Annotated in this window: 14 protein-coding genes; 3 read left to right on the top strand and 11 right to left on the bottom strand. The window is 71.0% G+C overall.

Translation table 11 applies throughout. The features are described 5' to 3' along the window. Positions 1-41: 41 nt before the first annotated feature. The 3 genes from AB0I79_RS10865 to AB0I79_RS10855 all read right to left on the bottom strand — a co-directional run bounded on the left by AB0I79_RS10865 (position 42) and on the right by AB0I79_RS10855 (position 3,708). On the bottom strand, positions 42-2,126 hold the full coding sequence (locus AB0I79_RS10865) for an NACHT domain-containing protein (RefSeq protein WP_357870139.1): 2,085 nt from the start codon (positions 2,124-2,126) through the stop codon (positions 42-44). Between the two features lie 186 nt (positions 2,127-2,312). Next, positions 2,313-3,548, bottom strand: a complete 1,236-nt coding sequence (locus AB0I79_RS10860; RefSeq protein WP_357870136.1) for a YcaO-like family protein — start codon at positions 3,546-3,548, stop codon at positions 2,313-2,315. Between the two features lie 37 nt (positions 3,549-3,585). Continuing rightward, positions 3,586-3,708, bottom strand: coding sequence for a hypothetical protein (locus AB0I79_RS10855; RefSeq protein ID WP_357870134.1), 123 nt, complete (start codon positions 3,706-3,708; stop codon positions 3,586-3,588). Positions 3,709-3,992: 284 nt separating this feature from the next. On the opposite strand from AB0I79_RS10855, the gene AB0I79_RS10850 reads away from it, so the two are divergent. Beyond that, positions 3,993-5,996: a serine protease gene (locus tag AB0I79_RS10850; RefSeq protein WP_357870131.1), complete on the top strand. Its 2,004-nt coding sequence runs from the start codon at positions 3,993-3,995 to the stop codon at positions 5,994-5,996. Positions 5,997-6,117: 121 nt separating this feature from the next. Here AB0I79_RS10850 and AB0I79_RS10845 read toward each other — a convergent pair whose 3' ends face one another. The 8 genes from AB0I79_RS10845 to AB0I79_RS10810 all read right to left on the bottom strand — a co-directional run bounded on the left by AB0I79_RS10845 (position 6,118) and on the right by AB0I79_RS10810 (position 17,412). Beyond that, positions 6,118-7,830, bottom strand: coding sequence for a thiamine pyrophosphate-binding protein (locus AB0I79_RS10845; RefSeq protein WP_357870129.1), 1,713 nt, complete (start codon positions 7,828-7,830; stop codon positions 6,118-6,120). Then, complete coding sequence (locus AB0I79_RS10840; RefSeq protein ID WP_357870126.1) at positions 7,827-9,215, bottom strand: hypothetical protein; 1,389 nt, start codon at positions 9,213-9,215, stop codon at positions 7,827-7,829. The genes AB0I79_RS10845 and AB0I79_RS10840 overlap by 4 nt, the downstream gene beginning before the upstream one ends. A gap of 14 nt (positions 9,216-9,229) precedes the next feature. After that, complete coding sequence (locus tag AB0I79_RS10835) at positions 9,230-12,145, bottom strand: peroxidase family protein (RefSeq protein WP_357870123.1); 2,916 nt, start codon at positions 12,143-12,145, stop codon at positions 9,230-9,232. A 144-nt stretch (positions 12,146-12,289) separates the two neighbouring features. Continuing rightward, positions 12,290-13,264, bottom strand: coding sequence for a hypothetical protein (locus AB0I79_RS10830; protein WP_357870120.1), 975 nt, complete (start codon positions 13,262-13,264; stop codon positions 12,290-12,292). Positions 13,265-13,450: 186 nt separating this feature from the next. Beyond that, a complete protein-coding gene (locus tag AB0I79_RS10825; protein WP_357870117.1) occupies positions 13,451-14,053 on the bottom strand; it encodes a GNAT family N-acetyltransferase in 603 nt (200 codons plus the stop codon). Positions 14,054-14,256: 203 nt separating this feature from the next. Next, entirely contained in the window at positions 14,257-14,994 is a 738-nt protein-coding gene (locus AB0I79_RS10820) for a GntR family transcriptional regulator (protein WP_080042121.1), read from the bottom strand. Positions 14,995-15,814: 820 nt separating this feature from the next. After that, positions 15,815-16,249, bottom strand: a complete 435-nt coding sequence (locus tag AB0I79_RS10815; RefSeq protein ID WP_357870114.1) for a zinc ribbon domain-containing protein — start codon at positions 16,247-16,249, stop codon at positions 15,815-15,817. Continuing rightward, the gene (locus AB0I79_RS10810) at positions 16,249-17,412 is read right to left on the bottom strand and encodes an acetyl-CoA acetyltransferase (protein WP_357870111.1); all 1,164 of its coding nucleotides are present in this window, start codon (positions 17,410-17,412) and stop codon (positions 16,249-16,251) included. Before AB0I79_RS10810 ends, AB0I79_RS10815 begins: the two co-directional genes overlap by 1 nt. A 230-nt stretch (positions 17,413-17,642) precedes the next feature. On the opposite strand from AB0I79_RS10810, the gene AB0I79_RS10805 reads away from it, so the two are divergent. Both AB0I79_RS10805 and AB0I79_RS10800 read left to right on the top strand, forming a co-directional pair. Next, on the top strand, positions 17,643-18,164 hold the full coding sequence (locus AB0I79_RS10805; RefSeq protein WP_357870108.1) for a flavin reductase family protein: 522 nt from the start codon (positions 17,643-17,645) through the stop codon (positions 18,162-18,164). Further along, complete coding sequence (locus AB0I79_RS10800) at positions 18,151-19,320, top strand: acyl-CoA dehydrogenase family protein (RefSeq protein ID WP_357870105.1); 1,170 nt, start codon at positions 18,151-18,153, stop codon at positions 19,318-19,320. Before AB0I79_RS10805 ends, AB0I79_RS10800 begins: the two co-directional genes overlap by 14 nt. Positions 19,321-19,329: the final 9 nt, after the last annotated feature.

Genomic DNA, 19,329 nt, shown 5'->3' with positions numbered 1-19,329 from the left:
AAATGCCGCCCAACAGGGCACGCCCTTCCGCCACCCCCCGTTCAAGTGAGCGGGGTGGGCTCCCGGTGCCTGCTCTTCTTCGCCGCCAGCTCGCGGGCGAGGTGTTGCTGGAGCTCGACGTGCCGGAACTGGTAGTACGGCCCCTCCGTGCGCAGCAGGCCCAGGCGGTGGGCGTCGTCGAGGAAGTTCATCGCCCGCAGCGGCAGGCTGCCCCTGGTGGCCAGGCGGGGAACGGTCAGGTTGTAGGCGAGCCAGGCGTGGTGGCTGCCCAGCATGAGCCCGAACAGCAGCCCCAGCAGCCCGACGACGATGCCCATGCCCCAGCTGAGCTGTGCCTTCCACGCGATGGTCGCGCCGATCGCCCCGAGAACGAGCCCGCTCACGATGCGGATCACGGTCAGGTTGCGGTCGGCCTGCCAGGTCGAGCGCGGGGACCGCGCACTGGCGTCCGTGGCCGGACGCTCGACCCACCGCACGAGGCCGAACACGAAAATGAAGCCGATGCCTGACAGCAGCCCGACCTGTACGGCGGCCGCCACGCCGGCCGCCGTGCTGCGCATGAACACGGCGCCCGTCACCCAGCCGACGAGCGCCCCCAGGGCACCGAAGAGGAGCGCGGCACCCATCATCCGGACCAGATCAGACAGCCTGCCGCGCAGCCGGAAGTCCGCGTGCCCCGGTGCCTCGGTGAACCAGGAACCGGTCATGAACACGATCGCGAGCGTGGCCAGCACGCCGACCGCGGCACCGGCAATCAGATCGCCGCCCGCGAAGGCGAAGAGCCCGCATATCACCGCCCCGGCCCCGATGCCGCTCCACCACCGCACCGATCGGTTGGGGGCGTGGCGAGCCAGGTGCCACCATGCCAGGTCCCGCGTGTCCTCCTCGTTCTTCGCGAGCTGGCGGCACAGGTACGTCAGCCACCGGTTGACCTGCTCCGGCGTCCACGCGTGCTGCGGGCGGAAGAGCTGGGCCGGCGCGTCGGCCGGTGGACGCGTGCTGACCAGGGCGGGGATCAGCTCGTCGCACAGGTGGTCCTGCAACGCGGCGGCGCTGCCCCGCCCCAGCTGCAGCAGCGGCGCAGGATCCGCGCGCGTGGCGATGTAGGTGGCGCGGACCAGCCACAGCCCCAAGGACGTCGAGGTCACCTCGGCCAACGCGGGGGCGGTCCCCGTACGCAGCGAATCCAGCACCTCGGACCAGGCCGGCCGCGGCACCGAGGGCAGGCATGCCTGCAGGTAGTCGGCCGCGGCGGCGGGACACATGGGCTGCGGCTCGATGACCGCCGCGCCCCTGAGGACGTCGCCGAGCTCATCGACCGATTCGGCGAACTGCTCCGTACGGCAGGTGAGGATGAGCTGGTCGTTCTCGCACATCGAACGGTTCAGCGCGCGCAGCATGTCGATGCGGGCGTGTTCGGGCAGCTCGTCGAGCCCGTCGATCACGGGCAGCAGTTCGCCACGGGACACCAGCGCCTCGGGGATGCCGGGGCCGAGCGCTTCCGCGCGCAACGCTGGATAGTCCGTCGCCACACTCGATGCCAGCCAGTCCTGCACCCGTGGATGGACGCGGTCGTCCCAGCGGGCGGCCGACACCAGCACCGGCACGTGCTCCTCCGGCCGCCGCGTACGGAGCAGTTCGAGCACCAGTTCCACGGCCAACGTCGTCTTCCCCGTCCCCGGGCCTCCTAGGATGACCAGCCGCCTGCAGTCCAGGGCCCTGAAGTTGCGCGCCATGTCCTCGATGTGCATCCCCAGACCGGGGAAGGCCACGGTCCCCTTGGCGATGATCTCGGGACGATCGACGAGCTCACGCCGCTCGGTCGATCGCCAGGGCAACGGCATGGGCTCCGGATCGCACAGCGAGCGCAGGACCGGTTCCTCACGCCACTGCTGGGCCACCAGGCCGGCGAGGATGTCCTTCGCGGTGTCGATGTCGGCGGAGGTCGGCGCACGCCTGGGCGCACGGCTCGTACGCCACGAGGACCACAGCTGCACCAGGCCGTTCCCCAGCATGATCACGCTGCTGACCGCCGCGAGCATCTGGAGGAACGGCGCTGCCCCGCCGGACGCACCGGGCTGGTTCGCCGCGATGGTGACGAGCGCGAAGCCTACGGCCAAGAGCACGCCGCCCCAGAGGAGCGCCCACCCGGCCACACGATTCCGCTGCCAGGAATGACCAGACATAAGTCCATTATCTTCGCCATACAGCTAGAAATGGGACTGATAAATTCATGCCCGAGGTCGATTGATCGGAAAAACGAGCGGGGCAATTCAGCGAAATTCCCATCGCGCGGCAGCGATCCGGAAACATCACCACACGGGTGAAAGGCCATGGCGTGTCCCTCCCGCCGCCTCCCTGCCCCGGGGCCCGGGGACGACGAGGTTGCCGTCCGTGACGAGCATGAATCGCTCCAGGCCCGGCACCATCACGTGCACGGCGACCACACCTCCCGGCAGGGCGCGCACCGGCCGGGCGTAGGCCCTGAAGCCCCGTGCCGTCAGCGTCGCGGACACCGCCCGCAGTTGCGTGGCGGGCGTTCCCGGCACCGGCCCGGCGGCGGGAAAGGGCACCACGCGCGCCTGACGCAGGGCCTCGGTGAGCTCGAACCGCCCGCAGGCGGCCAGGGCCGGGTGCGCGTCCAGCGCGGCCGGATCGCGGCGGGCACCGCCTGCCAGCTCCTCGCCCAGCGTGGTCTGGACGAGCTCGGTGAGGGCGCGCCAGGCGGCATGGGCCGGGCTCAGCGAGGTGCCCGTGCCGCGCCGGTGCGGATGGCGGGAGCTGGGCGCCGTGTACGCCAGCATGGTCGGCACCCCGAGATCGCTGGTGATGTCCAGCAGGTGCACCGGGGATCCGGTCAGCTCCTCGGCCGCCGCGTGCGCCCGGGCGGCGTCGGGCGGCAGCGTCCCCGGGTCGATGAGCGTGGGCCGGAACCGGCGCCCGCCGAGGAAGGCCCGTACCAGCAGCAGGGACAGGGCGTCGCGCTCGATCGCCTCGTTGAGGGCGTGCAGCACCGCCTCTGCGGCGGTGACGCCGACGGCCGAGCCGCTGTTGCAGCTGTAGCGCATGAGGTGGGTGTAGTCGCTGTCGTCACCGGCCCGCTCGCGCAGGGGCGCGGCCTCCGTCTCCAGGTACCAGGGCGCGGACAGGAACAGCGGTACGAGCGCGTCGCCCGCGCCGGCGAGGGCGTGGTAACGCCGGCAGGCCATCCGGCGTCCGGGCATGGGGGCCAGCAGCGGCGCGCAGGCGTCCGAGCGCAGCGGCCCCGCGGCGATCGCGGCGGGGGCGGCGGGCTCCACGGCGCCCGGGTCGAATCCGGCGGGTCCCGTCAGGTGATGCTCGATGGCCTCGAAGAGCGCGCCCAGCCGAGCCTCGTCCGGGCCGCCCTTGCCCATCCCGCACGCGACCGGCGCTGGGCCCGCCCGGCTCACGAGCCCGCACCACCAGGCGGCCGGATCACGACCCCCGCCCACGTCGGCGAGCTCGGCCCGCAGGCCCAGCGCGGCAAGTGCCGCCACCGAGCGCCGTCCGGCCTCGGCGAGCGGCACCTCCCGCTCCGTCGGACAGCGCGCGGGACGGGCGGATCTACTCCTCGTCATCCCCGGCCGCCGCCGTCAGCTCCTCCAGACGGTCGAGCTCGGCCTCGGTGAGGTGCTGGCTGCGCCTGTCCAGGGATGCGACAGAGACGTAGTCGACGACGTTACCCATGAGGCTCCCCTTTCTCCTCGCTTCTCACGGTAGCCATGACCCGCCGGAAGACCAGAAAAGAAGAAATAAGCCATCTCAATGACATTTTTAATGACCTAACTTGACTTCCCGTGAGCGGCGGACACGGGCACCGGATGCCGAAAGATGGGTCAACAAGCGGTCAATTACCTGCCGGACATCTGGACGGCCACGCGACCCGGCGCACACATTCGAGATGAGATGCCTGCTTTATATGGGAGCGGCGGACGATTATGGAAATATCCACGGAAGTCAGCGAAAGCAGGGTGCGGCAGACCAGGGCCGCCGCCGAACGGTACCGCTGGAGCGGTGCCGAACGCGACGAGGCCTGGCGCAGGCACGAACGGGGCGAGGCCTTCCCCGACTCCCCGGAGATGCTGGCCGCCCGTACCGCCCGCCTCATCCAGCGCAACGGCCTCCCGGTCGAAGCCGCGCTGGAGGCCACCAGGACCGACGCCCTCGACCAGCCCCAGATGTACGAGCGCATCCTCGGGGTGGCCAAGGACCTGCAGTCGTGGAGTTTCCTGCCCCGCGGCGCGCGGGCCGCGCGCACGGTCGCCCGGATCTGCGTCGCCGAGAACGGCCGGGAGCTCCCGATCGGCACCGGGTTCCTGGTCTCCCCCCGGCTCCTGCTCACCAACCATCACGTGCTGCCCGACGCCACGGCGGCCGGCGCGGTGATCGTGGAGTTCGACGCCCAGGTCACCGTGGACAACATCCCCGAGGTCTCCCGGCGGTTCACCCTGGCTCCCGACGCGTTCTTCGTCGCCGACGCCGCCCTCGACTTCGCCCTCGTGCTCGTGAGCCCCGACGCCGACGGCCGCCAGGCCGGGCAGACGTTCGGCTGGAACCGGCTCAGTGTCCAGACGGGCAAGCTGGTCATCGGCGAGCCGGTCAACATCATCGGTCATCCCAGCGGCCGGTTGAAGGAGATCTCCATCCGGGAGAACCGGCTGGAGGCGCGCCTGGACGACTTCCTGCAGTACCAGACCGACACCGAGCCGGGCAGCTCCGGGTCCCCGGTGTTCAACGACCAGTGGGAGGTCACGGCGCTGCACCACAGCGGCGTGCCCAGAACCGACGACCAGGGACGTATCCTGCGCCGCGACGGGCAGCCCTGGCGGGAGGGAGACGGCGACGACGCCGTCGACTGGGTCTCCAACGAGGGCGTGCGGATCAGCGTCATCCTCAAGCACCTCGCCGCCCTGCCCCTGGACGAGGCCCGGCGGGCGTACCTGACGGAGATGGGGCCGGAGTCCGGCCTCGCGGACGCCACCGCCCCGCGGGCGGCCGTCACCGTCCCGCCGCCTGCCTCTCCGGTGGACGGGCTGGTCATCGAGACGGACGCGCGGAGCACGCCGCTCCGCGCCGGCGTGCCCGCCGCACCCGGCGCCTTCGGCGGGTCCAGGCACGTGGTCTTCCTCCATGGCCGCGGCCAGGAGGAGGAAGATCCCGAGCAGTTGCGCCGGTACTGGGCCGCCGGGCTGAACGGCGGGCTCACCCGGGCGGGGCTGGCCACGATCACGCCGGGTGACGTGTGCTTCCCCTTCTACGCCAGGCAGCTCCTGCTGGCCATGCAGCCGATGGAGGCCCTGTCGCGTTCACCGCGCGGAGCCGTCGAGGCGGTGGCGCCGGGCCCGGGCTCCACGCGGCAGCTGTACGAGCAGATGATCATCGAGGCGGCGGGCCGGGCCGGCATGCCGGGGGCACGGCCAGGGAGCAGGGAAGGGCTGGGCGACTCCGTGCGCCGCGGCCTGAGCTGGCTCGCCGACACCACCGACCTGGATCGGCTGCTCATCGCCGCGATCTTCGCGGACGTGGCCGCCTACCTCGACGACCGGCAGGTCCGCGAGGCCGTGCTGGGCTGCGTGCTCCAGGACATGCCGCGCACCGGCCGGCTGGTGCTGGTCAGCCACAGCCTCGGCACGGTGGTGGCCATGGACCTGCTCACCCGGCTCGACCCGGCGGTGGAGGTCGAGTTGCTCGTCACCGCGGGAAGCCCGCTCGGGCTCGACAGCGTGCACCGGCGCCTGCTCGCCGGCGGGCCGCACCGTCCTGACCGGGTGGCGCGCTGGTTCAACGCCTGGTGCCCCCTCGACCCGGTCGCCATCGGGTGCCCGCTGAGCGGCCACTGGGCCAGCGCTCCTGACGAGGTCGCCGTCGCCAATCCGGTGGGCAAGGCCCACGACATCGAGGAGTACCTCGCCCATCCCGAGGTGGCCCAGCCGATCGGGGCCGCGCTGGCCGCGGCGGTCCCGGCACCGGCCTGACGGACGGCGCGGAACGCTGGCACCACGTCGTGACGGCCTCCGCCTGGGAGCGGTGGCCGCGCACCTGCTGAGGCCGAGTCGAGCGCCTGAGGCACTGTCCCGCGCCTGAGGCCGGACTTCCTCAACCGGGGCCGCGCAGGCGGTCTTCGAGGGTCTCCACCAGGCCGGCGATCACTCCGTGGGGCGAGGGGCTGTAGTGCGGGATCGCCCACCGCGTGATCCTGGCGTCGATCACCGTGGGGCGGTCCGAGCCCAGCGCCGCCCGGAAGGCGTCCTCGAACTCCTCGATCGTCTCCACCCGGTACCCGTCCGCCCCGCACGCGCGGGCGTAGGCGGCGAAGTCCGGGTTCCGGAACTCGACCAGGCCGGTCTCCAGGTACTCCGAGAGCTGGTAGAGCTTGATCAGCTTGAACTCCTGGTCGTCGAAGATGATCCAGATGACGGGGATGCCGTGCTCGACGGCGGTCATCAGCTCGAAGCCGGACAACGAGTAGCACCCGTCGCCGCAGCCGACCACGACCGTACGATCGGGCTGGGCGACCTTCAGCCCGATCGCGCCGTTGACGTGCCCAGCCATCGGCCCGAACGAGCCGGCCTTGCGGAAGTTCTGGCCCTCCTCGACGTCCACGTAGTAGCCGAGCCACGCCAGATGGGCGCCCGCGTCGGCCAGGAGGACGGCGCGCGCCGGCAGCAGCCGGCCGATCGCCTGGGCGAGCTCCCCTGGGTGGATCTTGCCGGTCAGGTGGGTGATGTGCCTGGCCTCGTAGTCCTTGCCGGTCACCTCGGCGGCCGGTACGTCACCGACCTTCCGCTCCAGCGCCTCGGCCAGCGCGGCGACGGCCGGGCGCGCGTCGGACAGGAGCGTGTGGTCGGGCTTGTACGCCTTGCGGAACTCGATCTCGCTGATGTTCACGTGGATGAGCACCTTGCCGTCGAACAGGTCCCGGCGGTAGTTGAAGGTGGCGTGCTGGTTCAGGGAATTGCCGACGCACAGGACGACGTCGGCCTCCCGGAACGCCTTCCAGGCGCTCGCGTGACCGCTGTCGGAGAAGACTCCCAGCGCGAGGGGGTGCTTCTCCGACACGATCCCCTTGCCGTCGAGCGTGGTCAGCAGCGGGATCCGGAACCGTTCGATCAAGTGCCTGATCTGCGGGCCGGCGCCACTGCGGACCGCGCCGAACCCGGCGAGCACGACGATCCGCCGGCGCTCCCGCAGGGCGTCCGCTAGCACCGACGCGATCTCCTCGACGCGTGCCGGGTCGGGCGGTGCCGGCGCGGCGTCGAGCCGGACGGGCCGCGTTCTGCCGACCTCGACGCCGCGTTCGGTCAGGTCGAGGGGGACGTGGATGTGAACGGGGCCCGGCCGCCCCTCGAAGGCGATGTTGACGGCCTCCTCGAGCACGTCGAAGGTGTCGTCGGCGGATTCCAGCAGGAAGGACTTCTTGGTCGTGGCGGCGAACATGGCCTGGGAGTCGGGCGTCCCGCCGAGGCCGGAGGTCTCGTTCAGCGAGCCCCATCCCTGCCACTTCCTGGGCGCGTATCCCGAGACGGCCAGAACCGGGTAGGAGTCGGACATCGCCATGGCCAGCCCGGAGAACAGGTTGAACGCGCCGGGCCCGGCCGTGGCGAAGCAGAAGCCCAGCTTCCCGCTGAACATCGCATACCCGCAGGCCATGAAGGAGGCCGCCTGCTCGTGGCGGGTGATGATCGGCCGGATCCGCCGCGAGTGCTTCAGCGCCAGCATCAGGCCTGCCGCGTTCTCCCCCGCTCCCCCGAAGGCGGCCTCGACTCCGACGTCCTCCAGCCCGGCGACGATGGCCTCGTAGACCTTCATGGGCGCGTCCCCTCCGCGTGCCAGCGGGCGGCATGCCGCCGATGCGCGTCGGTCGTCCCGTTCGCGAAGAACCGCTCGTAGTACTCGGTCTCGACGTGATGGATCTGCAGCCAGATGCCGGGCACGTGGATGGCGTCGGCGTGGGCGGGGAAGCGGCCGTGCGTCCGGTGGATGTAGACGCAGACGTCCCGCGCGCAGTCGATCACCGCCTGCTCGTACGCGCTCGCCTCGGCCAGGTAACGCCGCCCGTAGTCACCCTTGTAGATGTGGGCGAAGGTCTTCTCGTCGGTGTAGATGCCGCCGGGGCCGAACTTCGCCCGCACGACGCTGTCCACGGCCGCCTCCATCGAGGGGAAGTTGGGCGGGCAGGCGGCCTTGATGAGCTGCTCCCCGTCCACCCGCAGGCCCACCGGGTGGGAGCGCAGTGCGGCGTACTTCGGCAGCGGCACGTGCCAGCGCAGGACGTCGGCGAGGCGGAAGCGCGGCGTGACGAAGTCGAAGCCGAGCATCCGGCCGTAGGCGCGGGAGAACTTCGGGTCGCCCAGCATGATCTGCGGGTGGATCGTGCCGTGGATCCAGGCGCCCAGCCCCATCGCGTCGGCGGCCAGCATCAGGTTCTGCACGAGCAGGTCCGCCTCGATCTGGGTCCGCATCGTCCCCATGGCGCCGAGCGGCACCTTGACGTCCGCGTTGAGGAATCCGTTCTTGACCCACTTGGCCACGCCCGCCAGGCGATAGAAGTTGCGGTCGTCGACGAACGCCGGCCTGGCCCCCTCCGGCTGGGTGAGCAGGAACATCAGGCAGTTGATGTACTGGTGGGAGAGGTCCACCACGGGCAGGAAGATCGTGGTGCCGGGGAGGTTGGACAGGAACCGGTTCGAGTCGAGGTAGGCGGGGAAGTCCCGCCGCCCCTCGGCCACGTCGAGCCGGCGGTCGAGGACCCGCACCTTGGCCTGGCGGGCCCGTTCGATCAGCGCTTCGGCGGTGAAGGGCAGGTCCGCGGCGGGCGGGAGCTTCCTCAGGTAGTACGTGCCGGTGTCGTTGATCATGAAGAAGTGGGTGCCCTGGGCGTTGTCGGGGCTGCCCGCGGTCCGGCCGGCCATGGTGAGGTTGGGCTTGGCCATGATGGGGTCGCCGTCCCGCGGATCCTCGAACGGCCGGTCAGGCATGGTCAGGCCGGAGCAGCCGGTGAGCGCGATGAGCAGCGCCTCCTCCAGCTCGGTCAGCGGCATCGGCGGGTGCGGTGACCGGTAGCTCATCGAACCCGCCGGGACGGACGCGCCACGGCTGACGCGGTGCGTGCGGCGTTTCCAGATGGTCTCCAGCAGCGGCCGGGACAGGAGCGCTTCCAGCCCTTCCTGCCTGGTGGCGGGCTTGACGTCCATGATCGGGCTCGCTTTCAGTCGTGCGTGACGCCGGTGTTCGCCTCGGGTCTGGCCGGGCGCCATGGCGCGAAGGCGCTCGTGGTACGGGGCAGGACCGCCGCCAGTTCGGGGCAGTGCCGCAGGATGACGCTCGTCATGCCGTTGCGGGCGATCCAGTCCATCCCCAGCGGGGTGTAGATCTCGGGCCTGAAGTCGACGGTGAGGAAGCGGTCGCTCTGCAACCGCCGGCTGGCCATGAGGATGAAGACGCGGAACGCCGTGTCGCTGAAGCCGAAGCGCTCGGGCGGGTTCTCCGCGAAGAGCCCGACCATCGTGTCGATGTCGTCGACCGAACGGTAGACGTCCCGCAGCCGGGCCAGGCAGTCGGGATCGGAGGTGAGGTCCTCGAAGCGCCGCAGGCGCGGCCGGTGCAGGCCGGCGCGGAAGTCGTTGTAACGCGGCACGGCGCGGCGGCGGGTGCGGACCAGGTCGACCACGGACAGGTCGATGATCTCGCCGTCCCGCTCGAACGCCTGCAGCGCACGCGGGAAGTTGCGCAGCGTGATGGCCCCGGGATGGGCGATGCCGAGCGAGTACAGCGAGTTCGCCAGGCCCGTCCGGCGCATGACCGGCTCGGTGGCGGCGCCCTGCACGTCGTTGAAGCCGAGGCTCTCCAGCCGCCGCCCGCTCCGGTGGTCGGCGAGCTCGTAGTCGTCCGGGATCAGCGGGTGCATGCGGTAGACGGTGACGAAGTCCTCGGTGAGCGAGTACGGCGCGCCGTGATGGTCGGGCAGGGTCCGCGGGATGCCGGTGAGCGCGTGCGTGTCGGCCAGCCACAGCCCGAGATGGGTCAGCCAGCTCTTCGGCGGCCCCTGCCAGTTGGCCGTCAGCCCGATGTCGATCAGTTCGGTGGCGAGGATGGCGGGGGTCCACTCCACTGTGTGGATCTTGGCGATGAGGGCGGAGACGACGAGCCTGGCCGTGTGGTACACGGACTCCTCGTCCATGCCGGGATACTCCTCGCGCAGGGCCCGGCACACGGCGTTGTGCTCGCGGGCGAAGAGCGTGTGCATGACGCTGAGCCCGAGCCACCAGTTGTCGCGGAAGCCCGTGATCGGGATGCCGTCCGGCCCCGGCACCAGGTGGCCGTCCTCCAGGTGCAGCGACGCGCCGCCGTCCGGCTCGCGCAGGGATCTGGCGACGGTCTCGTCGCCGCCGTAGACCTCCGAGCCGTCCCACCAGTGGGAGGCCGCGTTGGCGGACAGGATCGGCGGTCCCGTGCCGCCGGCCGGGCGCAGGTCGGCGTTCTCGGCGAAGCGCATCACGTGCTCGGGCGCGCCTCCCGGGGTGTTGGTCCACGTCATGCCGTACGGGAGCGGCACCTCGACGCTCGCCGTCCCGGTCGGGCAGCGCTCGTGGTTCACCCAGTCGTGCACCTGGAACTGGATCCAGGCGGCGGCGATCACGTTCAGCGACCGTGCCGGGATGAAGGTGTCGCGGTGGAGCAGTTCCCTGCTGACGATCACCGGGTTCGGCTCGTCGAACAGGTCCGGCCGGTAGACGGGCTGGAGGTTACGGCCGAAGGGCGAGCCGAGCGCTCCCATGGCGGGGTCGGACAGGTCGTTGTAGGTGCCGTCGTAGGTGCGCCTGACGAGCAGGCTGTCGTCGAGGGGCGGGGGCACCGGATGCGCCTGGGGCGGGGCCTGCCGCGTCCCGGTGTCGATCAGGTTGTCGCGGCGCAGCACCTGCCGGATGGTCGCGACGTTGAGCAGGCCGATCCAGGTCGGCAGCCTGTGCCAGGGGACGTACCGGTTGAGCAGGCCGAACGCGCCGCGCAGCAGGGTGCCGACGACGAGGTTGCGCCGCGGTGCGGGCGTGAGGAAGCGGCGGCCGCGGCGATGGGCGCTGCCGGCCTCGTAGGCGGCCTTGCGCGCGCGGTTCAGGTTGCCGAGGGGGCGGAACTCGTCGGTGGTGTTCCACGGGTCGAAGGCGAGCTGGTCGATGCGGGCCTCGGCGGCGCGCGCGGCCGCGGTGTCGAGATCCTGACGTGGGATCGTCAGCGTGGCGACGGGGACGACGGGCACGTCCGCGTCCGGCCAGTCGGCGGCGCCGTCCTCGATGGGTGTGAGGCGGGCGTCCTCGTAGCGCTGCACGCACAGGTCGAAGACGATGTCCCGCCTGGCCAGCCGGGCTGCGAGCTCGTGCGACAGGTAGTCGGCGTCCTCTCGCGGCGGAGAGGGCGCCGCCGGGGTCCCGGAGGCGGGCCGGAGCCGGTAGCGGACGGGGCCGGCCTCGCCCCAGAGGATGGAACCCCGGCTCCAGTACGTCTCCAGAGCGAGGCTGCGTACCTCGCGCCGGGTTCCGGCGAGCACGTTGCGCCGCATGCGGGCGGCGGTGGACCAGCCCAGGGCCCACGGCAGCCTGGCGTAGAGGGCCACGGCCTTGCGCAGGTTGGTGTTCGCGCCCGCCATGACCTGCGCGAACACCACGAACTCGCGTGCGTTGCCCGCGTGGGAGACCGGATGGTTCGTCATGAGGAGGTCGTGGGTCTCCTCCGCCCCCACCTGGATCCGCAGGGCCGCGCCCCGCAGGTCGGGGGCGGAGTCGGGCTGGCGGACGCCGCTCGCGTTCGACAACCGGACGATGACGGGATACTCGGCACCGGGCTGCGCGAATCCGGTCCGCAGGTCCTCGGGCAGGCCGTCGTGGAACCTCAAGGTGGCGTTCTCGACGCCGAGGATCGCCTTCGCGTGGAAGGCGCGGTCGATCCCGGGTGCGTGGCCACGCTCCTTGAGCTTGAGCTGGACCCGCATGAGATCGCGGGCGAGCTTGTCGAAGATCACCCGTTCCCTTTCAGGGGAACCTCCGACATATCGCTCGTACTGCTCGGCCACGGGCGATTCACGCATCGCCGGAGGCTCGCCGACAAGGTGTTCCTGCTGCTTGGCCATGCGCACTCCCCCGGGATGCGGCCGCGCCGGCCACGGGTGGCCGCGGCGCGAGAATCCTTGTCCGCTATTCCCCCGGCCAGACTGGACAATGCGCCCCTTTCCCCCAGCGCTGCCCATTCTTGGGAGAACGGCTATCTTCCCCGGTCAGTCGGCACGTTGCGGCTCGGCGGCCTGGTCCACGCCGCGCGAGGAGTCGCGCACGTTGCGGAGAACATGCTGGCCCTGCTCGTCCACCAGCCGGGTGATGAGCTGCTGCGCGGCGCCGAAGAGAGCCGCCCAGCCGAGGATCTGCGCGCTGGAGTCGAGATCGGTCAGCCCCGGGACGAAGCGCGCCTGGATCAGCATCAGCCCGATGACCGCCGACACCGCTCCGGCCGGGAGCTTCAACAGTGCCAGCACGATGGGAAGGGTGTAGGGGGCCGAGGTCCCGTGAATGTGGCGCAGGCCGATCGCGCCCACCAGCGCGGCCGCGGACAGGCCGACGAGCTCCACGATGGCGACGTCCCAGGTGGTCGGGGTGAGCCCGATGGGGCACGCGGGCCCGGCCTTGGGATCGTCGAAGCAGAGGTTGATCGCATGAGGGTGGAGGGCCCCCACCACGAACAGGGCCACGGCGACGACGGCCAGGACGAAGGTGGAGACCAGGATCGTGTTGCGGAAGCTGCGCAGCCGCACCTTCTCCTGCTGCGCCGCGATGTTGGCCGCCTGGAGCGTGATCACCGCCAGGGTACGGTCCTGCGGCGACAGCCTGCCGTCCTGGCCGCGAAGGCGCTCCTCCAGCTTGGCCCGGCGCGGGTCCTGCGGCCCCAGGTGCTGCAACGCCCGCGCCAGCACGTCGCTGCCCCACCACGGAAGCTCCGCTTCGGGCAGCAGTTTCAGCAGGGCCACCTCCACCTTGCCGATGTTCGCCCAGGTGCGGTCCACGGCGAGCCCGGACCAGGCGCCCGTCAGGCTGGCTCTGCCCGCCGCCGCCTCACGCGCCGCGTCGAGATGCCGCTGCGCGCCCCTGGCCTGCGCTGATCCGTCGCCGTAACCGTCCAGCTGGCTCTGCAGCTCGGCGATGTACGCCAACGCGCGCTGCCGCCACGAGAACGCCTTCTCACCGGCCACATCCTGCATCGCTGTGCATCTCTCCGCGTGCGAACCCGCTGTCTACCGACGAGTTGCCCGGTACGGCACGCGGAGGAACGATCACCTGTTCAACCACGGGGAAACCCGGGCCCGTTGTTGACCTTCCCGTCCTCCCGCGCCCGATGGCGGGCCCGGCCCCGCCGCGGGCGGGGCCGGGCCTCACCTGTACCGGATCTAGGCGCTGATCAGCTCGGCGACCGTGAGGTCGCGGAAGACCGTGGTCTGCACGTCCTCCGACCGGCGCTGGAAGAGCGCCCCCGACGATCGGTGCGGCAGGTCCACCGTGCGTACGTGGCGGAAGCCGCGGTTGCGGTAGTAGCCCTGCAGCCGCGGGTTGGCCTTGGCGCAGTCGAGGCGGACCCAGGGCAGGCCGGCCGAGAAGGCCGTGGCGCAGGCCCAGTCGAGCAGGGCGTCCCCGAGGCCGGAGCCCGACCAGGGACGGGCGACGGCCAGCTTGTGGATGTAGAGCGCCGCCCCCGGGTCGTCGGCGCGGGTCCAGAACTCGGGGTCCGCGTGGTCGTCGAGGGCGATGGTGGCCACCGGCGGGGCCGACGCATCGGGGTCGAGGTATCTGAGCTCGTCGTCCAGCAGGAACAGCACGCGTTCCTCGATGAGCGGCTCGATCCGCTCGGGGCCGAACCCTGCGCGGGGCCATTGCCGCACCCCCTGCGCGTGCAGCCACTCAGCGGTGTCCGCGAGCAGCGTGAGTACGCCGGGAAGGTCCGCGGGTTCCGCTCTGCGGAGGGAGAGCGGATGAAGCAGGGTGTTTGTGTGCATAGTAGTACCCTTCGTTGCGTTGGGTGTCCGCACCAGCGCATAGCGTGATGACGCAATGTCGCATAGGGGCGAAATGGGGCCTCAACCCGATATATATGGATAAATGGCGATTTAGGGGAGTATGCACGACTCCCCTAGGCCAGCGAGGCGGCTATTTCTCGCTGCGCCCGGCCGGCGGGATCACCCCTTCACCCACGAGCTCGTCAGCGGCGATCGAGCTCGTATCTGATCAGATGTTTGTCGGCTGGCAAAACCGACACGGCGACACGCACTGGCATGTCTGCCCCGTCGTACCCCACTCGGACATACACCATGACTGGCGTACCCAGCTCGAGTTGAAGGCGTTCGGCTTCCTCCTGGTTGGGCATGCGCGCCCAGATGTCGTCCACGACGCGGACCTGCGCATGGCCCAGCTCTTCCAGCACCCGGTTCGCCCCTCGCGCGATGTCTCCGGGCCTGGCGATCTCGGAGTCGGCAACCAGATCGCGGGGGAAGTAGGAATCGTTGGTGTTGTACGGCTGCCCGTCCACGAAACGCAGACGGCGTCTCACCACCGCCAATTCCCCGTCGGCCAGTTCCAGCCTGCTGGCGATCTCCTCGACGGGAGACACCGTCAGCACCTCGATGTACTGGCTGGGCGCCCGGCCTTCCTGCCCGACGGCGTAGGCGAACGCCTCGCGCAGTTCCCCGCTGGGTTGCGGCTCCAGCTCCCGCTGCGGATAGATCAGCAGCGGTCTGCGGTCCCTGACCACGGTGCCGCGCCGCGGCGTGCGCGTGACCAGCCCCTCATTGACGAGTTCGCCGAGGGCCAGCCTCACCGTGTTCCTGCTCACCCCATGGTCTTCCATGAGCTGCGCCTCGGTCGGCAGCTGTGCCCCGGGGCCGAGGACACCCGAGTAGATGGCTCGTCGCAACTCCGAAGCCACCTGCTGATACAGCACCGACCTTGCCACTTTCACCCCTTTTGTTCCAACAATTTAGACGATCTGGTTCTAGCAGGCCACAACCCCTTGACCGAACCGCCTCCCCCGGCCCATCATCCATTCGTTGGTACAAATCCATCTAAAGGCCGGTGAGGGGGTGAAGGCCAGTGTTGCCAGTCCGCACGGGTACGCCATACCTGCCCTGGCATGACCCTCGCGAAGCAACACGTTTACTGCGTTACGCGTTGACTCGCCACGGGTTAACCCACACCTACCAGAGCGTTGGCGATGGCATGCCCGCGCCATCGGTGCTGACTGAGCTGACCGTGTGCTGCGACGACGGATCCTTAGTCGGGAACAAGGAGGGTGGCGCCCCCGTCACGCATCACATCGATGACCCGGTTGGTGCAGCTCAACGCATCGCCGCACGTCGCCGGCGACAGGGGCCTTCGCGCTCCCCCATCGACTCCGTGTGCGAGCCAACGGTCTAGGACTCCATCCCTCGCCGGAGTCCTGGCGCCGTCGCACGCGGGGCAGGAAGCGCGTCCTGGCGGGTCCCCCACGCCCGCCAGGACGCGCTTTCCTCCGAGGACCGGCCACCGCCTACGGCCTCCATCTCCCGATGGGGGCTTTTCTCTGCTCGCGGGCGGGCCGCGCGACCTCCCGGCCACGCCCGCTGTCGGTTCCGTACCGCTCACGTCTGCCGCCAAGTCCGGGTCGTCCTCCTCGACGACGCCTGCTGCCCCAATCATCGGTCCTCGGAGACCGGCCCGGGGGCAGCTTCGTGATGGTGGGACTGGTGGGATTTACCGGTACCAATCGAATGTCCGGCACGAGGTCAGTCAGCGGAAGAATTTTCACCGGCCTGGCGGGGGATGCAAGTTTCCGGCATCCAGTCGAGCACGATCAACTCCTCGTCCACCTGCGTGAACACCCCGCGGACCCGCTCCCCCGCTTCCGGCGGCCGCTCCGCGCGCCAGTTCCCGTACACCAGACCGCCCGGTACGGCCTTCAAACGAACCATTACCACTAGGTATGGATCGCGCAGCCCCGGCACGAAGGGCCGGCGGTTGACGATCCAACTCTCAACCTTTCCCTCGGGCGCCACCTCCCGCCAGCGCCACCCTTCCGTACGGCAGGCCGCGCAGAACGCCCGCGGCGGGAACCGGAGAGTGCCGCAGGCGTCGCATTCCTGCACCGCGAACTCCCTCCTGGCCACCCGCTCCCACCACGCGCGCGAGTCACGGTCGGGCTCGGGATGGTAACCGGGCATCACGCCCTCCTCAGGATCAGAGCGGAGGTGGCGGGCAGGATGTAGCCGGGCTGCGCCGTGGAGAGCGCCACCTCGGCGCCCGGCACCTGGCGGTCCCCCGCCTCGCCCCTGAGCTGGGAGACCGCCTCGGCGATGTGGTTGATCCCGTGGACGTAGCCCTCCGACAGGAAACCTCCGTGCGTGTTGACCGGGAGCGCGCCGTCCAGCGCGGTGGCCCCCGAGGCCACGTACGGGCCGCCCTCGCCCTTGGGGCAGAAGCCGTAGTCCTCGAGCTGCACGATCACCGAGTACGTGAAGCAGTCGTACAGCTCGGCCACGTCGATGTCTCCCGGCCCGAGGCCCGCCTGCGCGTACAGGCGGGGCGCCAGGCCGGCGGCGGCCGTCACCGTGGGGTCGTCGCACGAGAGGTGGGAGGTGCCGCCGCCCCAGGCCGCGGCCGAGACGAGGACCGGGGGGCGGCGCAGGGAGCGGGCGCGCTCGGCCGTGGTGACGACCACGGCACAGGCGCCGTCCGTCTCCAGGCAGCAGTCCAGGAGGCGGAACGGCTCGGCGATCCACCGGCTGGCCAGGTAGTCGTCCAGGGTGATGGGGTCGCGCATGAGGGCGCGCGCGTTCTTGGCGGCGTTGGCCCGCTGGGCGACCGCCAGGGCGCCGAAGTGCTCGGCCCTGGTGCCGTAGCGCAGCATGTGGGCGCGGGCGTACATGGCGAACTGCTGGGGCGGGGCCACGTATCCGTAAGGCGCCTGGTACTGCACCTCGGGGCTCGCGGGCACGCCCCGCCCGGTGCCGCCCATGCGGAACTCCGAGCGCGCGTTGATGGCCCGGTAACAGACGACGGTCTCGGCCAGGCCGGCGGCCACGGCGAGCGCGGCCTGACCGACGACCGCGTGGGAGACGCTGCCGCCGCCGAACTGGTCGAGGTGCCAGGACAGGTCCGTCAGCCCGAGGGCGGGGCCGACCAGGGTGGGCGGGGCCGAGTCGCCGACCCGGTGGGTGGCCAGGCCGTCCACCTCGTCCGGCCTCAGCCCGGCGTCCTCCAGCGCGGCGAGCACGGCGCGGCAGGCCAGCGTGAGGGTGCTGACGCCGGAGTCCTTGGAGAAGGGCGTGTAACCGACCCCGGCGATGGCGGTGCGATCCGAGAATTCAAGCAAGCGCTTGGGCACATGCGTCACGGTAGGCAGGCTCTTTCCAGCCTGTCAACGCGGGTCCGGGAGTGCGACTTGACACCTTCTCCGCGTTCCCCCTACCGTCCAAGCAAGCGCTTGGTAAGATGAATCCAGTCGGCGGATCGAGGAGGCGGACCATGAGCACACACGCTGCCCGGCTCATCACGCCGGACGGCTGTCGCAGCCTTCCGACGCCCCATCAGCGCAGGATTCGCAACGGAGCCGCCATGCCGACGGGGCACTCGCACCCCAGCCAGAACGGCCATCTCGACAGCCGCCGCTTCCGGCAGGTGCTCGGCAGGTTCGCGACCGGCGTGGTGGCGATCACGGCCGTCGACCCCGACGACGGGCAGCCGTGCGGCCTGGCCGCCAACTCCTTCACCTCCGTCTCGCTCGACCCGCCCCTCGTGGCGTTCTGCGTCGCCTACACCAGCACGAGCTGGCCCAGGGTGCGCGGCGCCAAGGCGCTCACCGTGAACGTGCTGGCCGAGAACCAGCAGGCCGTGTGCGCGCAGCTGGCGACCAAGGGCGGCGACAAGTTCGCCGGCCTCGCCTGGACGGTCTCCCCCGGCGGCAGCCCCGTGCTCGAAGGCGCGCTGGCCTGGCTGGACTGCGCCGTCGAGGCCGAGCACCCGGCGGGCGACCACATGATCGTGGTGGCCCGGGTGATGCAGCTCGACACGCACGCCGAGGGTGGCCCGCTGGTGTTCTTCCGCGGCGGGTACGGGGGGTTCGTTGAGCCTTCGTGAGCAGGCGCGAGCCTGGCTGGAGGAGAACCTCGGCGGCCGGTTCGCCGCCGCCAGGGGGCTGGGCGGCCCCGGGCGCGAGCACGAGGCCGTCGAGCTGAGGCGGGCCTGGGAGCGCCACCTCGGCGAGCACGGATGGACCTGCCTGGGCTGGCCGCGGCGCTACGGCGGCCGCGCCGCCTCCATCGGCGACCAGGTCGCCTTCCACGAGGAGTACGCCAGAGCAGGCGCCCCCGCCCGGCTTGGCCTCATCGGCGAGGGCCTCATCGGCCCGACCATCCTCGAGTACGGCACCGACGACCAGAAGGAGCGGTTCCTGCCGCCCATCCAGCGGGGCGAGGAGCTGTGGTGCCAGGGCTACTCCGAGCCCGAGGCCGGCTCCGACCTGGCGAACGTCCAGACCAGGGCCCGCCTCGACGGCGGCGACTGGGTGATCACCGGCCAGAAGGTGTGGACGTCGCTCGCGCAGTGGGCCGACTGGTGCTTCGTGCTCTGCCGGACCGAGGAGGGCTCGCGGCGGCATCGCGGGCTGTCGTACCTGCTGGTTCCCATGCGGCAGCAGGGGGTCGAGGTCCGGCCGATCGTGCAGCTCACCGGCACCTCGGAGTTCAACGAGGTGTTCTTCGACGGCGCGCGCACCGCGGCGGGCAACATCCTCGGCGCCCCCGGCGAGGGGTGGCGGGTCGCCATGGCCACGCTCGGGTACGAGCGCGGCGTGTCCACGCTCGGGCAGCAGATCGGGTTCGGGCGGGAGCTGGCCGAGGTCGTCGAGACGGCCAGGCGCACCGGCGCGATCGACGACCCGGTGCTGCGCGACCGGCTCGTCAGATCGTGGCTGGAGCTGCGGATCATGCGGCTGAACGCGCTGCGCATGCTCCACCCCGGCTCCAGCTCCGGCCCCGGCGATGGCAGCGGCCCCGGCCCCGGCCCCGGCCCCGAGGCGTCGATCGCCAAGCTGTACTGGTCGGAGTGGCACCGCAGGCTGGGCGAGCTGGCGCAGGCCGTGCAGGGCAGGGCCGGGCTGGTCGCGGACGCGGGCGGCGGGCTCGGCGAGCTGCAGCGGCTCTACCTGTTCAGCCGGGCCGACACCATCTACGCCGGCTCCAGCGAGATCCAGCGCACCGTCATCGCCGAGCGCACCCTGGGCCTGCCCCGCTGATTGGAGCCG

The organism is Nonomuraea sp. NPDC050202, from assembly GCF_040656115.1.
Taxonomy (GTDB): Bacteria; Actinomycetota; Actinomycetes; order Streptosporangiales; family Streptosporangiaceae; genus Nonomuraea.
Note: the sequence above shows the minus strand (reverse complement) of the source record. Positions and strands in the feature narration are given on the sequence as shown.

What these genes read in the sequence shown, in the direction of transcription:
- AB0I79_RS10805 (WP_357870108.1), top strand. Translation starts at nt 17,643, where the DNA reads ATGCCGACGGGGCACTCGCACCCCAGCCAGAACGGCCATCTCGACAGC.
- AB0I79_RS10825 (WP_357870117.1), bottom strand. Translation starts at nt 14,053, where the DNA reads ATGCACACAAACACCCTGCTTCATCCGCTCTCCCTCCGCAGAGCGGAA.
- AB0I79_RS10840 (WP_357870126.1), bottom strand. Translation starts at nt 9,215, where the DNA reads ATGGACGTCAAGCCCGCCACCAGGCAGGAAGGGCTGGAAGCGCTCCTG.
- AB0I79_RS10855 (WP_357870134.1), bottom strand. Translation starts at nt 3,708, where the DNA reads ATGGGTAACGTCGTCGACTACGTCTCTGTCGCATCCCTGGACAGGCGC.
- AB0I79_RS10830 (WP_357870120.1), bottom strand. Translation starts at nt 13,264, where the DNA reads ATGCAGGATGTGGCCGGTGAGAAGGCGTTCTCGTGGCGGCAGCGCGCG.
- AB0I79_RS10815 (WP_357870114.1), bottom strand. Translation starts at nt 16,249, where the DNA reads ATGCCCGGTTACCATCCCGAGCCCGACCGTGACTCGCGCGCGTGGTGG.
- AB0I79_RS10845 (WP_357870129.1), bottom strand. Translation starts at nt 7,830, where the DNA reads ATGAAGGTCTACGAGGCCATCGTCGCCGGGCTGGAGGACGTCGGAGTC.
- AB0I79_RS10835 (WP_357870123.1), bottom strand. Translation starts at nt 12,145, where the DNA reads ATGGCCAAGCAGCAGGAACACCTTGTCGGCGAGCCTCCGGCGATGCGT.